The 13,967-nt window shown below is 72.1% G+C and carries 10 protein-coding genes and 2 pseudogenes; 2 read left to right on the top strand and 10 right to left on the bottom strand.

Features of this window, described 5'->3' with window-relative positions:
• Window positions 1-3: 3 nt before the first annotated feature.
• A pseudogene (locus ACIO3P_RS00780) lies at window positions 4-327 on the bottom strand (glycoside hydrolase 43 family protein); the annotation flags it as partial.
• Between the two features lie 55 nt (window positions 328-382).
• Window positions 383-823: pseudogene (locus tag ACIO3P_RS00785) on the bottom strand (family 43 glycosylhydrolase); the annotation flags it as partial.
• Between the two features lie 446 nt (window positions 824-1,269).
• Here ACIO3P_RS00785 and ACIO3P_RS00790 point away from each other — a divergent pair.
• Window positions 1,270-4,236 carry a glycoside hydrolase family 2 TIM barrel-domain containing protein gene (locus ACIO3P_RS00790; RefSeq protein WP_401849687.1) on the top strand — a complete coding sequence of 989 codons (2,967 nt, stop codon included), beginning with the start codon at window positions 1,270-1,272 and terminating at the stop codon, window positions 4,234-4,236.
• Window positions 4,237-4,307: 71 nt separating this feature from the next.
• On the opposite strand, the gene ACIO3P_RS00795 is transcribed toward ACIO3P_RS00790, so the two are convergent.
• The 6 genes from ACIO3P_RS00795 to ACIO3P_RS00820 are packed head-to-tail and all read right to left on the bottom strand — an operon-like array spanning window position 4,308 to window position 10,361.
• Window positions 4,308-5,165: a phosphogluconate dehydrogenase C-terminal domain-containing protein gene (locus ACIO3P_RS00795; RefSeq protein WP_329823922.1), complete on the bottom strand. Its 858-nt coding sequence runs from the start codon at window positions 5,163-5,165 to the stop codon at window positions 4,308-4,310.
• Complete coding sequence (locus ACIO3P_RS00800; RefSeq protein ID WP_401849689.1) at window positions 5,165-5,965, bottom strand: sugar phosphate isomerase/epimerase family protein; 801 nt, start codon at window positions 5,963-5,965, stop codon at window positions 5,165-5,167. The genes ACIO3P_RS00795 and ACIO3P_RS00800 overlap by 1 nt, the downstream gene beginning before the upstream one ends.
• Window positions 5,965-6,750 carry a triose-phosphate isomerase family protein gene (locus ACIO3P_RS00805; RefSeq protein ID WP_329823920.1) on the bottom strand — a complete coding sequence of 262 codons (786 nt, stop codon included), beginning with the start codon at window positions 6,748-6,750 and terminating at the stop codon, window positions 5,965-5,967. Before ACIO3P_RS00805 ends, ACIO3P_RS00800 begins: the two co-directional genes overlap by 1 nt.
• Window positions 6,750-7,226, bottom strand: a complete 477-nt coding sequence (locus tag ACIO3P_RS00810) for a ribose-5-phosphate isomerase (protein ID WP_329823919.1) — start codon at window positions 7,224-7,226, stop codon at window positions 6,750-6,752. The genes ACIO3P_RS00805 and ACIO3P_RS00810 overlap by 1 nt, the downstream gene beginning before the upstream one ends.
• Window positions 7,227-7,252: 26 nt before the next feature.
• The gene (locus ACIO3P_RS00815; RefSeq protein WP_401849691.1) at window positions 7,253-8,989 is read right to left on the bottom strand and encodes a dihydroxyacetone kinase family protein; all 1,737 of its coding nucleotides are present in this window, start codon (window positions 8,987-8,989) and stop codon (window positions 7,253-7,255) included.
• 1 nt (window position 8,990) lies between these two features.
• Complete coding sequence (locus ACIO3P_RS00820; RefSeq protein WP_329823917.1) at window positions 8,991-10,361, bottom strand: MFS transporter; 1,371 nt, start codon at window positions 10,359-10,361, stop codon at window positions 8,991-8,993.
• Between the two features lie 267 nt (window positions 10,362-10,628).
• Between ACIO3P_RS00820 and ACIO3P_RS00825 the strand changes: the two genes are divergently transcribed.
• On the top strand, window positions 10,629-11,420 hold the full coding sequence (locus tag ACIO3P_RS00825) for a FadR/GntR family transcriptional regulator (RefSeq protein WP_329823916.1): 792 nt from the start codon (window positions 10,629-10,631) through the stop codon (window positions 11,418-11,420).
• Window positions 11,421-11,489: 69 nt separating this feature from the next.
• On the opposite strand, the gene ACIO3P_RS00830 is transcribed toward ACIO3P_RS00825, so the two are convergent.
• Both ACIO3P_RS00830 and ACIO3P_RS00835 read right to left on the bottom strand, forming a co-directional pair.
• Window positions 11,490-12,437 carry an MHYT domain-containing protein gene (locus tag ACIO3P_RS00830; RefSeq protein WP_401849693.1) on the bottom strand — a complete coding sequence of 316 codons (948 nt, stop codon included), beginning with the start codon at window positions 12,435-12,437 and terminating at the stop codon, window positions 11,490-11,492.
• A gap of 220 nt (window positions 12,438-12,657) precedes the next feature.
• A complete protein-coding gene (locus tag ACIO3P_RS00835; protein WP_401849695.1) occupies window positions 12,658-13,935 on the bottom strand; it encodes an amidohydrolase in 1,278 nt (425 codons plus the stop codon).
• Window positions 13,936-13,967: the final 32 nt, after the last annotated feature.

Raw genomic sequence — 13,967 nt, forward strand, 5'->3', positions numbered from 1 at the left:
GGCTCAGAGGCTGGTGAGCGCGAACCGGTCGAAGTCCGCGGTCACCCGTGTTCCGCCGAGGTCCTGGGCGCAGACGCCGACGAAGGCGCCCGTGAAGCGGAGCCGGTCGCCGTAGTCGTCGGAGAGCTTGCTCGCGTCGAGGACCGGGCCCACCCGGGTCCACTCCGCGCCGTCGGGCGAGGCGCTCAGACGCAGTGCGGCGCCGTCGAAGTCGGCCCGCAGGTGGAGCAGTGGCCACTCCTCGACGGGGAGTTCGCAGTCGGCGGGCTCGGAGTACGCGCCGTCGTCGCAGACGGCCAGGCCGAGCACCCGCCCGCGCCCCGGGGTCGTACTCCTGGAGCACGATGCCTGCGAAGGAGGGGCGGTCGGGACGGTGGTCCCAGCGGAGGTTGACCAGCCAGTGGCGGCCGTCCTCGTCGTGGAAGAGCGAGGGGTCGAAGCCGGAGGAGTTGAGGAAGACCGGCTCCGACCAGAGGCCCTCGATCGAGTCCGCGGTGACCAGGTAGTTGTCGACGTCCTTGTACGGGGAGCCGACGGTCCACACCGGGGAGTAGACGAGCCAGAACCGGCCGCCGTGGAAGGAGAGCGAGGGGGCCCAGACCCCGGCGGAGTTCGCGACACCGCGCAGATCGACGGTGTCAGGGCTGTTCAGGAGATGCCCGGCCGGTTCCCAGTGGACGAGGTCGGTGGAGCGGTGCACGGGGACGGCGGGGAACCACTCGAAGGTCGAGGTGGCGAGGTAGTACGTCTCCCCCACGCGCACGATGCTGGGGTCCGGGTGGAAGCCGGGAAGTACGGGGTTCCGGAGGTGGTCCACGGTCATTCGGGGCCTGCCTTTCACGACACGTTCACGACATGGGTCCGCTGCGGACGGGCCGCCCGCCGGTCGGGGCCCGGCCGCGGGCGGGGCGCCGCCGGCCGCGCCCCGAAGTACGGCCCGATCGCGCCCCGTAGTACGGGCCCGATCGCGCCCCGTACGGCCCGTACGGCCGCGTGGGGACGTGCCGTCGCGCCGCCGCGACGGGTCCCAGCGACCGGGCCGTCCTTGCGCGGGGGCCGCGCGGCCCCGACACTGATCGGGCGCGGGCGGGCTCCTCCATGTAGAAAACGGTTGCTATCCCAGTCAATGAGCCGGACAGGCCCACTCCGCCTCACTGACTTGATTTTCCCTGCCCAAAGGGGGCGACGAGGCGGGGATCAGTCACTTACGCTGCACAGAAACCGCCTTCTACCGGACCCCCGCACCGCCCTCGAAGGGATAAACACTCCGTGCCCAGCGACCGTCTCGACCACGCCTCCCTTGACTATGTCGAAAGCCGCGATCCGGGTCAGGGGCGGCTCGCCCCCCGGGCCCGGTACCGGTCGGATGCCATGACCCTGGACCTGGACGGCGATTGGCGCTTCCGTCTCGCGGACTCCCTGCACACCCTGACGCCGGACTTCGAAGCGCCGGATCACGACGACACCGGATGGGAGCGCATCCCCGTCCCGTCGAGCTGGCAGATGCAGGACATCGCCGGCACACCGCGCTTCGGCACCCCCGCGTACACCAATATCGTCTACCCGTTCCCCGTCGACCCGCCGCGCGTGCCCGACGCCAACCCCACCGGCGAGTACCGGCGGGAGTTCACACTGCCGCGGGAGTGGCCGGGCACCGGGCGCGGTGTGCTGCGCTTCGAAGGGGTCGACTCGGCCTTCGCGGTGTATCTGAACGGCGTCCGGCTCGGCGACGGCAAGGGCAGCCGGCTGCCCACGGAGTTCGACGCGACCGACGCGCTGCGCCCCGGCCGCAATGTCCTCGCCGTACGCGTCCACCAGTGGTCGGCGGGCAGCTACCTGGAGGACCAGGACATGTGGTGGCTGTCCGGGATCTTCCGTTCGGTGGCCCTGCTGCACCGGCCGGAGGCAGGCGTCGGAGACCTCTTCGTCCACGCCGGGTACGACCATCTCACCGGCGAGGGCACCCTGCGGGTGGAGGCCGACGCCACCGGCCGGGTCACCGTGCCCGAGCTCGGGCTCGACCTCGCGGTCGGCGAGCGGGCCACGGCGCCGGTCGAGCCGTGGACGGCGGAGACGCCCCGGCTGTACGACGCGGAGCTGACCACGGCGGGCGAACGGGTCAGGCTGCGGATCGGCTTCCGTACGGTGACGGTCTCCGGGGGCCTGCTGCGGGTCAACGGCACACCGCTCCTGCTGCGCGGGGTCAACCGCCACGAGTGGGACCCGGACACCGGCCGCACCCTCACCACCGAGACGATGCGCCAGGACATCGAGCTGATGAAGCGCCACAACATCAACGCGGTGCGCACCAGCCACTACCCGCCGGACGGCCGCTTCCTCGACCTCTGCGACGAGTTGGGGCTGTGGGTCGTCGACGAGTGCGACCTGGAGACCCACGGCTTCCACCTCAACGACTGGCGCAACAACCCGAGCGCGGACCCGGCCTGGCGCGAGGCGCTGCTCGACCGGATGCACCGTATGGTCGAGCGCGACAAGAACCACGCCAGCGTCATCATGTGGTCGCTGGGCAACGAGTCGGGCACCGGGGACAATCTGCGGGCCATGGCCGACTGGTCGCACGAGCGCGACCCGGGCCGCCCGGTGCACTACGAGGGCGACTGGGACAGCGGCTACGTCGACGTCTACAGCCGGATGTACGCGGACCACGCCGAGACCGACCGGATCGGCCGCGGTACGGAGGACCCGACGACGGACCCGGCGCTGGACGAGCACCGCCGCGCGCTCCCCTTCATCCTCTGCGAGTACGGCCACGCCATGGGCAACGGCCCGGGTGGACTCAGCGAGTACCAGCGCCTCTTCGAGCAGCACCCGCGGCTCCAGGGCGGCTTCATCTGGGAGTGGATCGACCACGGGGTCCGCCGCCGCACCACGGAGGGCGAGGAGTTCTTCGCGTACGGCGGGGACTTCGGCGAGGTGGTCCACGACGGCAACTTCGTGGCCGACGGGCTGGTCTTCCCGGACCGCGCCCCCTCCCCCGGGCTGATCGAGTACAAGAAGGTCGTCGAGCCGGTGGCGATCCGGGTGGACACCGCGGCGCGCACGGTGTCGGTGCGCAACGGCCTGGACTTCGCCGACACCGGTCATCTGCGCTTCCACTGGCAGGTGGAGGACGAGGGCGTCCCCGGCGGACAGGGCGAACTGGCCGTGCCCGTCGTCGCGGCGGGCGACTCGGCCGTGGTGGGCTGGCCGCGCGAACTGAGCGAGGCGGCGGACGCCGCAGCGGCCGGCGCCGAGCGGTGGCTCACCGTCGGCGCGCGGCTCGCCAAGGACGAGCCGTGGGCCCCGGCCGGCCATGAAGTGGCCTGGACGCAGGCGGCGTTGACCGCCGCGGCGCCCGCGCCGATACGCACCGGGGCGGGCGCCGAACCCCGGGTCGACGGTGCGCGGATCGCCCTCGGGGACGGTGTCTTCGACGCGTACACCGGACGTCTGGTACGGCTCGGCGCGCTCCCGGTCCACGGGCCGCGGCTCGATGTGTGGCGCGCGCCCACGGACAACGATCTGCGCGGCTGGCGTGGTTCCGACGCCGAGAAGTGGCGTGCGGCGGGGCTCGACCGGCTGGAGCACAAGGTGCTGTCCGTCGAGCCCGGGGACGGGTCGCTGACCGTGACCACCCGGGTGGCCGCCGCGGGCGGCGACGCCGCGCTGTCGGCGGTCTACCGCTGGAGCGCCGCACCGTCCGCCGGGACCGCCGGCGGCGCGCTGCGGCTGACGCTGGAGGTCCGGCCGATCGGCGCCTGGGACGTGACGCTGCCGCGTCTTGGCCTGCGCGCCGCCGTACCGGCCGCGCTGTCCGCGGTGAGCTGGTTCGGCGCCGGGCCGCACGAGGCGTACCCGGACACCAGGGCCGCCGCCCGCGTCGGACGGTTCGCCTCGGACGTGGACGGCCTCCAGACGCCGTACCTCTTCCCGCAGGAGAACGGCAGCCGTACCGATGTCCGCTGGGTGCGGCTCGCGCCGGCCGGCGGCGGGGCCGGGCTGCGGTTGAGCGGCCCCACGCCCTTCTCGTTCGCCGCCCGCCCCTGGACGAGCGAGGAGCTGGACGCCGCGGCGCACCCGACGGAGCTGGTACGGGGCGACCTCGTCCACCTCACGCTGGACGCGGCGCGGCACGGTATCGGCAGCGCGTCCTGCGGTCCCGGTGTGCTGCCCGAGTACCGGCTCCTCGCCGCTCCGACGGTCTTCACCGTCGACTGGGCGGTCGAGGGGGCGTAGGGCGTGGGACGGCGGTGACCGGCCTCCTCGGGGAGGCCGGTCACCGTGCTACGACCACGCGGGAGCGCGGGTCAGCGCTTGATCTCCTTGATGCGGAGCATGCGCGTGATGACCTTGTCCAGCTCGTCGTCCTCGAAGACCTTCTTCCAGTCGTCCTTGACGATCGACTCACGGCCGTAGTCCATGGCGATCAGGCAGGCGTCGGAGAACGGGTTGTCGCCCTTGAGGGTGTTGGCGAGCGCGACCTGCGTGTGGCCCAGCAGCATCGCGCGGGCGGCGGGCTCCGGCACACCGACGGTGTGGACCGTCTCGTGCAGGGCCTCGGTGAGCAGCGCGCCGACCATGCAGGCGATGGTCTCGACCAGGGTCGGCTCCAGGACGGCGAGCTGCTTGACCGTCACCCAGTGCACGTCCACGACGGGCGCGTACATCGTACGGATGACGGCCTCGGCCAGTTCCCGCACGGCCGGGTCGGGGCCCTCGAAGGCGGCGACGACCTCCTGCGGGGCGGCGATGCCGCCGAAGGTGTCCGCGTACTCCTCCTTGGTGGTGCGCTCCAGGAAGACGGACGGGTGGCAGGGGTGGGCGACGGCGTTGTGCACGTCGTCGCGGCGGGTCAGCAGGCCCGCGTAGGCCGCCGCCGGGTCGAGGGTGAGCAGGACGGCGCCGGGCTTCATCAGCGGGACGAGCTGCTCGGAGACGACACCGAGGACGACGTCCGGCACGGCGAGGATGAGGACATCGGCCTGCTTGGCGGCCTCGTCGGAGTCGGTCAGCTCGCGACCGAGTCCGCGGACCAGCTCCTGGCCCTGGGGCGAGTTCTCGGAGAACAGCGTCCGGAAGTCGCTCCTGACCAGGTTGTTGGAGACGCGCTGGCCCATCTTGCCAGCGGCGCCGATGACGGCGACGGTCTTGTTCTCGGTGGCCATTACTTACTCCTCTGAAGGGTGGTGATGCAGTGCCGGGTCCACTGGGCCTCGATCCGGGCCGTGGTCTCGAACCCGTCGTCCTGCCACGGGAGCCAGTGCTCCACGATCTGGTTGATGGCCCGCTCGTGCGGCCGTACGGTCTCGACGAGGTGGGCGTGGTCGAGCAGGCCCTCGCCCAGCGGGGCGCCGGCGTAGGTGAAGCCGACCCAGCCGTCCCGGCGGCTGAAGGCGAAGTCCTTGACATGAATGTTGACGACGTACGGGGCGGTGGCCTCGACGACATCCCGGGGGCGCTCCAGACGGGCGACGCAGTTGCCCGGATCGAGCACGACGCCCAGGTGGGGGTCGTCGACGGCGCGGACGACGGTGAGGAGGTCGTCGGTGGAGACCTGTTCGTAGGTCTCCAGGCCGAGGGTGACGCCCTGGGCCGCGTAGGCGGGGACGGTGCCCCGCAGCAGCTCGGTGGCCTCCGCGGTGCCGGGGCGGTGGTCGGCCGTGTTCATCATCGAGCGGACGAGGGTGACACCGAGCTTGCGCGCCAGGTCGAGATAGCGGGCGAGATGGTCCCGGCCGACGCCGCGGGTGCCGAGTTCCAGGGTGATGCCCAGGTCCTCGGCGGTGGCGCGGAGGCCGGCGAGGCGGGCGTCGTCGAAGGTCTCGATCAGCGGGTAGTCGCAGATCTGGAAGACGTCGCCGCCCAGTTCCCGGGTGTCGCGGAGCATCTCCTCGACGGTCAGCGGGACCGGGGCGCGCGAGGAGATCCGCCAGAAGTAGGCGTAGGTGCTCAGTCCGTAGGCCATTACGCGTCCGCCTTCACGGTCCGGTCGCTCAGCTCGTCGAGGATCTGTTCGACCGCCCGCGGGTCATGGGCGAAGCGCCCGAGGAAGAGTCCGTCGACGCCCTCGCCGAGGGTGCCCAGGAGCCCGGGGCCCGCGCTGCCGCCGTAGATGACCCGGCTTCCGGCGTACGCGGGCCGCTCCCCGAGCCAGCCGGTCAGGGCGGCGCAGACGCGGGTGATGTGGTCGGGCGAGGCGGGGCGGGGTGCGCCGATCGCCCACTGCGGTTCGTACGCCACGACGACCGGGCCGTGTTCGCCGCCTTCGTGCGCGGCGGTGTCGAGGATGCGCGCCAGCTCGGCGACGGTGCGCTCCGCGGCCTCGGCGGGTTCGGCGGGGTCGAGTTCACCGACGCAGAGCACGGGGGTGAGGCCGTTGCGCAGGGCGGCGGCGGTCTTGGCCGCGACGACGGTGTCGCCCTCGCCGAAGAGGCGGCGGCGTTCGGCGTGGCCGACCTCGGCGTAGGAGCAGCCGATCTCCTTGAGGTACGGGCCCGAGACCTCGCCGGTGAAAGGACCCCGGTCGTCGGTGGCGAGGTCCTGGGCGCCGACGGCGACGCCGGTGCCGTCCAGGACGGTGCCGAGCGGGACGATCGCCGGGAAGGCGGGCAGCACGAACACCTCGGTGAGGCCGCCGGTGACGGCCGGGTGCCGGGAGGCGATGTCGCCGATGCGGCGGGCCCAGTTGAGGGTCTCGTGATGACCGAAGTACATCTTGAGGCTCACCCCGAGCAGGGTGGGAGCGGACATCAGGCGGCGGCTTCCTCTTCGGTCTCGTAGTCGTTCATGAGCTGCACCTTGGCAGCGGAGGCGGACGACTCGTCGAAGCGGTACGTCAGCCACTCGGCGGCCAGCCGGCGGGCCAGTTCGACGCCGACGACGCGCTGGCCGAAGGTGAGGACCTGCGCGTTGTTGGAGAGGACGGCGCGCTCGACGGAGAAGGAGTCGTGGGCGGTGACGGCCCGGATCCCCTTGACCTTGTTGGCGGCGATCGCCACGCCGAGTCCGGTGCCGCAGACGAGCAGGGCGCGGTCGGCCTCGCCGCGCGCGACCATCTCGGCGGCGGCGATGGCGATGGTCGGGTAGGCGGTGTGGCCGTCGGCGTCGACACCGACGTCGGTGACCCCGGCGACGAGTTCGCTGTTCTGGAGGTCCTTCTTCAGTATTTCCTTGTAGTCGAAGCCGGCGTCGTCCGAGCCGACGACGATCCGCAGCTTGTCGCTCATGGGGGGTGCTCCTCGGTGGGTCGGGTTCAGCGGGTGACGAGTACGCCGTGGACGGCGCGGACGATCAGGGCGAGGGAGTGGGCTCCGGCGTCGGGGGTGCCGAGGGACCGCTCGACGTGCGGGCGGGCGCGGCCGATCCGGGGGACGAGGTCGGCGGTGGCCTTCGCGGCCTGTTCGGCGGCGGTGGCGGCGCGGTCCCAGGCGTCGGCGAGGGCGGCGCCCTCGGCGGTGGCGTCGGTGAGGGTCCGCGCGAACGGGACGAGGACGTCGACCATCGTCTTGTCGCCGACCTCGGCCCCGCCCAGGCGCTGTACGGCGGCGGAGGCTTCCGCGACGCCGTGGGCCACGGTCCGCGCGGTGGGCTTCTCGGTGTCGCCGAGCGCGGTGCCGACGGCGTGCAGCAGGACGCCCCACAGGGCGCCGGAGGTGCCGCCGGCCCGGTCGGACCAGGCGTCGGCGGCGGCGTTGACCGTCGTACGGGCGCCGGCGCCCGCCCCGGCGGCGGTGACGGCGGCGAGCCGGGCGGCCTCGGAGCCGCGGCGCATGCCGATGCCGTGGTCGCCGTCGCCGGCGACGGCGTCGATACGGCCGAGTTCGTCGGCGTGGGTGTCCACGATCTCGCTGATGGCGGTGAGCGCGGCGAGCGCGGTGGCCGCCGCCGCGCGGGACTCCTCGGTGGCGGCGGGAATCCCCGCGTCCGTCTCGCCCGTCGCGTCGGCCGGTGCCGGGTCCGTGACCGGAGCGGCCTGCGCGGTGACCGCGCCCTTGCGGTAGGCGGGGGTGTCGGCGCCCGCGGTCCACAGGGCTTCGAGGTCCTCGTCCAGCCAGCAGAGCGTGAGCGAGATGCCCGCCATGTCGAAGCTGGTCACCAGCTCGCCGACCTCGGGTTCGACGGCCTCGACGCCGGCCTCGGCGAGAAGCCGCGCGACCCGGCGGTAGACGACGAACAGTTCCTCGTACTTGACGGTGCCGAGGCCGTTGAGGATGACGGCGGCGCGCGCGCCGCGCGGCTCGTCGACGCCCTCGGGGAGTTCGGCCAGCAGCGTGGAGACCAGCAGTTCGGCGGCCTCGTCGGCCGTCGGGACGTCCTGCTCGCCGATGCCGGGCTCGCCGTGGATGCCGAGGCCGACGGCCATCCGGCCCTCGGCCACGCTGAACAGCGGACTGTCGGCGCCGGGGAGCGTGCAGCCGCCGAAGGCGATGCCGAAGGAGCGGGTACGGGCATTGGCGTGCCGGGCTGCCAGGACCACCTCGTCGAGGGAGCGGCCCTGTTCGGCCGCCGCCGCCGCGGCCTTGAAGACCGGCAGGTCCCCGGCTATGCCGCGGCGCTTGTCGCGCTCGTCCGCGCTCGCGCTGGAGATGTCGTCGGTGACGGCGACCGTACGGGTGTCGACGCCCTCGGCGATGAGCTGCTGCGCCGCCTGTCCGAAGTGCAGGACGTCGCCCGCGTAGTTGCCGTACATGAGGACCACGCCGCCGCCTGCGTGGGCGCTCCGCGCGACGGTGCGGACCTGCCGGGCCGACGGCGAGGCGAAGACGTTGCCGACCGCCGCTCCGTGGGCGAGTCCGGGGCCCACCAGCCCCGAGAAGGCCGGGTAGTGGCCCGAGCCGCCGCCGATCACGACGGCGACCTGGCCCGGCGCGGTCGGCGCGGACCGTACGACACCCCCGGAGACGGGGCGCACCCAGCGGCGGTGGGCCGCCACGAACCCTTCGAGCGCCTCGTCGGCGAAGGCTTCGGGAGCGTTGAACAGGCGGGTCATGTCAGTGCACCTCGAGAAGCGGCTGGTCCGCGGGGTCGGAGGGGTTGGCGGGCCGGCGCCTGGCGAGCACGACCATCAGGACGGCCGACAGGAGCATGAAGCCGCCCACCACGAACATGGAGAGGGTGTACGAGCCGCTGAAGTCCTTGAGCCAGCCCGTGACATAGCCGGCGGCGAAGCCGCCGATGTTGCCCGCGGTGTTGATGAGGGCGATGCCCGCCGCAGCGGCGGCGCCGGTCAGGAAGCGGGAGGGGATCGACCAGAAGACGGGCAGCGCGGCGAAGATCGCACACGCCGTCACGGTGATCACGGCGATGGTCGCGGCCGGGGAGTCCATGTAGAGGGCGACGGGGATGGAGATACCGCCGACGACGGCCGGTCCCGCGACGTGCCAGGTCCTGGTTCCGTGCCGGGTGGCGTGCCGGGACCAGAAGAAGAGGACGACGGCGGCCGGCAGGTACGGGACGGCGGTGATCAGCGCCTTGTCCATCACGCTGAAGGAGGTGCCGAAGCTCTCCTGGAAGCCCTCGATGATCGTGGGCAGGAAGAAGGCGAGCGCGTACAGGCCGTAGATGAAGCCGAAGTAGACCATCGCGAGGATCCAGACGCGGCCGTTGCGGAACGCCTCCTTCAGCGCGGCGCGGCCGTGGCTCTGGTCGGCGCCCGTCTTGGCGGCGTTCTCCGCGGTCAGCTCGGCGGTCAGCCACTCCTTCTCCGCCGGGGTGAGCCACTTGGCGTCGGCGGGCCGGTCGATCAGGTAGAACCAGGCGATGACGCCGAGGAGGATCGCGGGGATCGACACGAACAGGAACATCACGCGCCAGCCCTCAAGGCCGAACAGCCCGTGGTGGCCGATGAGCCAGCCCGCGAGCGGGGCGCCGAAGACCGTGGTGAGCGGCTGGGCCAGGTAGAAGAGCGCGAGCACCTTCGTACGGTGCCGGGTGGGCACCCACTGGCTCAGGAAGAGGATCGCCCCGGGGAAGAAGCCCGCCTCGGCGACACCGAGCAGGAAGCGCAGTGCGTAGAGCTGCTCACTGTTCTGCACCCAGGTGAACAGCAGGGACACGATGCCCCAGGTGACCATGATCCTGGCGAGCCAGCGGCGGGCGCCGAAGCGGTGCAGCGCCATGTTGCTGGGGACTTCCAGAATGATGTATCCGATGAAGAAGACCCCGGAGGCGAATCCGAACTGCGCCGCGGTGAGCGCCAGGTCCTCCCCCATACCGTTCGGCTCCGCGAAGGAGACCGCCGTCCGGTCGAGATAATTCACGAAAAACATCAACGCGACGAACGGGACGAGCCGGATCGAGACCTTCTTGATCGCTGATCGCTCGACGGCGGATGGCGCGGATGGCAACGCGGTAGCACCCATGGTGACTCCCTCGGCAGCGCCGGACAGCTCTGTCCGGACTCGGGTCACAGTCGGCGGCGTTCATGGCTGAAACAGAGCGCAGCACCCGCTCCACCGGCTGATGTGTCTTCAACGTAACCCCCAGAAGAAAATTGGTCACCAATTGACCAATGTGGCGAGCGTCACTCTTAAAGTGATGCACGCCACTCTTGACAAAGGGTGGGGCGACTCGGTTACAGGCGGGTTCAGGACACCTTTGAACAGCGGGAACACCCATCTGGTGTACTGGTGACCGTGACCAGTCAGCCTGATCAGCAATCGCCCGCCTCGCCGGATCTCGCCCAGCTTCTGCGCCCCGTCGTGCGCGAGTCATCGGTGAGCGAGGTCGCCAAGCGGCTTCTCGACCACCTCTCCGCGGGCGACATCAAGCCCGGCACCCGGCTGCCCGCCGAACGTCAGCTCGCCGAGGCCCTGGGGGTCGCGCGGTCCAGCGTGCGGGGCGCCCTCTCGGCCCTCGACGTGCTCGGCATCATCGAGATCCGTCCGGGCTCCGGCTCGTACGTGCGCGAGGGGACCTCGGAGTTCCTGCCGCGCGCCATCAACTGGGGGCTGATGCTCGGGCAGCGGCGCACCCAGGACCTGGTGGAGGTCCGTACCCACATGGAAGGGGTGTCGGCGCGGCTGGCGGCGGAGCGCGCCACCGAGCAGGACGTGGCACGGCTGGAGGAGCATCTGCGGCGGATGCGGGACGCCGGCACGGACGTCGCGGCGTTCATCGACGCGGACATCGCCTTCCACCTGGAAACGGCGAGCATCGCCAGGAACTCGGTGCTGAGCGACATCCTGCACTCCATCCGCGCGCTGCTCCAGGTGTGGATGGAGCGGGTCAGCGATCTGGAGGGGACCGTGAGCGGCACGCTGTGCGAGCACGACGCCGTCCTGGCGGCGATCCGCGCCCATGATCCGGACGCGGCCAACGAGGCGATGGCCGAGCACATGCGGATGGCCAGCGCACGGCTGCGGGAGTCGATCGGCACGGCGGACGACGCGACGGACGGCGCGGCGGAGCGGGACGCGTGAAGCGCCGCCCCGCGACAGGCGGGGCGGCGCTCCGGAACACCTCACCGAACGGCGGTCACCGGGGGACGGTCACCAGTCGTACGGACCCCTGGGGCCCGCGCCCCGGTGCGCCCCCGGCGCCGAGGTGGGCGCCTGGGGCGGCCGGGTGTGCGCCGGCGGCGGGGTGGGCGTCTGGGCCCTGCCGCCGTTCACATCGCCGTACGCCGGCGGCGGCGGCGGGACGGGCCGGGGCGCGGCACCGTTCCGTACGGGCTTCTTGCCGATCGGCCGGTCCCACTCGCCCTCGCCCAGGACGAGGAGAGGGTCGAACATCACCACGACGCCCGCCAGTACCAGGAAGACCGCGGGGCCGAGCAGCAGCGGGAACATGATCGAGGTCGGCGAACCGCCGCCCGCCGAGCCACCGGTGGCGCTCTGAAGGTGCACACTGATCGCCGCCATGCCCGTGTAATGCATGCCGGTCACGGCGACGCCCATCACGAGGCTCGCGCCGAGGCTGGGCAGGAAGCCGTGGATCGACACGGCGGCCCAGAGCGCGGCCGTCGCGGCGACGACGGCGATGACGACCGAGAGCACGACGGTCGTCGTGTCGTACTCCAGCCGTCCGTGCAGACGCATCCCGGACATGCCGATGTAGTGCATGGCCGCGACGCCGAGGCCGGTGATCGTGCCGGCGGTGGTCAGCGTGGCACGGGTCGCCCCCCGGTAGCCGACGATGAAGACCCCCACCCCGACCATGACGATCGCCACGAACAGGCTGAGCACGGTCGTGGGGACGTCGTAACTGACCGGCGCCTCCTCGACCTGGAAGCCGATCATGGCGATGAAGTGCATGGTCCAGATGCCCGAACCGATGGATGTCGCACCGAGCGCCAGCCAACCGGGCTTCCACCCCTGGTCGGTACGCAGCGACCTGGTGGTGCAGCGGAGTCCCAGGGCCCCGCCGAGAACTGCCATGAGATACGCCGCCACCGGTGTGACGACGCCGTAGTTGAACCCGTCGACGGTGCCCTGCATACGTGAGCGCCCTTCCCCCCGTGAGATTTATGTGCAGAAAACGTGTGCACTCGTGGCGAGACTATGGCTATGAGGGGTGGCGTAAAACATCCGTCCCATTACTTGTTGATAAAGGTGCACGGCTCCAAGAGCCCAAGAGCCGCCACATCGGCCGATATCGGCATGTGTCCCGCACCCCGGCCGGCCCCGGCACCCTGGACGGATCCGGATCGACGGTGCGTCAGAAACCCTCGGTGCGCAGCCGGGAGAGCGCCGCGGCCGTCATCGCCGTGATGCCGGCGGGCAGCGCGGTGCGGAGGTCGGGGGCGAACCCCGGGGAGTGGTGGGGCGGGAGGACGGCGAGCTTCTCCTCGGCCGTGCCCGGCGTCCGTGCCCACACCTTCGGGCCCACCACCCCGAACATCCAGTACACCAGCGCGATCCCCGCCTCCCCGTGGACGGGGAGGCCCGCGTCCCCGTACAGCGGGAAGTCCTCGGTCGCCATGGACGGGGGCCAGGACGCCACGCGCTCCGGGCCGAGGAGACGTGCATGGGCCTGGCGTACGACGGCCGTGGCCGCCGGGTCGGGATGGGTGACCGGGGAGCGGGAGACGGTGCGGATCTCCGGGTCCCCGGGGCAGCCGGAGGCGGCGCACTCCGCCCGGACGATCCGCTCCACCGAGGCCGTCATCCGGTCGAGTGTCCGCTCGGACAGGGCGCGGACCGTGATGCCGAGCGTCGCCCGGTCGGAGACGAGGTTGCCCGCCGTCCCGGAGTGGAGGGACCCGACGTTCAGCAGGGCCGGTTCGGTCGGCGCGCACTCGCGGGAGACCACCGTCTGGAGGCGCAGCACCGCCGCGGCGGCGGTGACCAGCGGATCCACCGCGAGGTGCGGGGTGCCCGCGTGACCGCCCCGGCCGTGCACGACGGCCTCGATGCCGGCGCTCCCCGCCAGCATCGGTCCGTACGCGTGGGCGACCATACCGGCGGGCAACAGGGCCGTGTGCTGGGCCAGTACGGCGTCGGGCCGCCCGAACCGCTCGTACAGCCCGTCCGCCAGCAGGGCCCGCGCCCCGGCGAGGGTCTCCTCGGCGGGCTGGCCGACGACCACGACGGTGCCGCGCCAGCTCTCCCGGCCCCGGGCCAGCAGGGACGCGGCGCCCGCGGCGGCGGCCATGTGGAGATCGTGGCCGCAGGCGTGCGCGACGGGGCCACTGCTGGTGTACGGCAGGCCGGTCCGCTCGGTGACGGGCAGCGCGTCCAACTCCGTACGGATCATGACGCGGGGGCCGTCGCCGTTGCGCAGCACTCCGACGACGCCGTGCCCGCCGATGCCGCCCGTCACCGTGTACCCCGCCTCGCGCAGCCACTCCCCCAGCCTGGCCGCCGTACGGCGCTCCTCGCCGGAGAGTTCGGGGTGCTGGTGCAGATCGAGACAGAACGCGACTGCGGGGCGCAGGACGTCCCGCAGTCCGTCCAGCACGGGGGTGTTCTCTCCGGGGTACGCGACGGGGCTCATCCGGTCCATCGTGCGGTGCCCCGGCCGCGTAC

Source organism: Streptomyces sp. NPDC087310 (assembly GCF_044744405.1).
Lineage (GTDB): Bacteria > Actinomycetota > Actinomycetes > Streptomycetales > Streptomycetaceae > Streptomyces.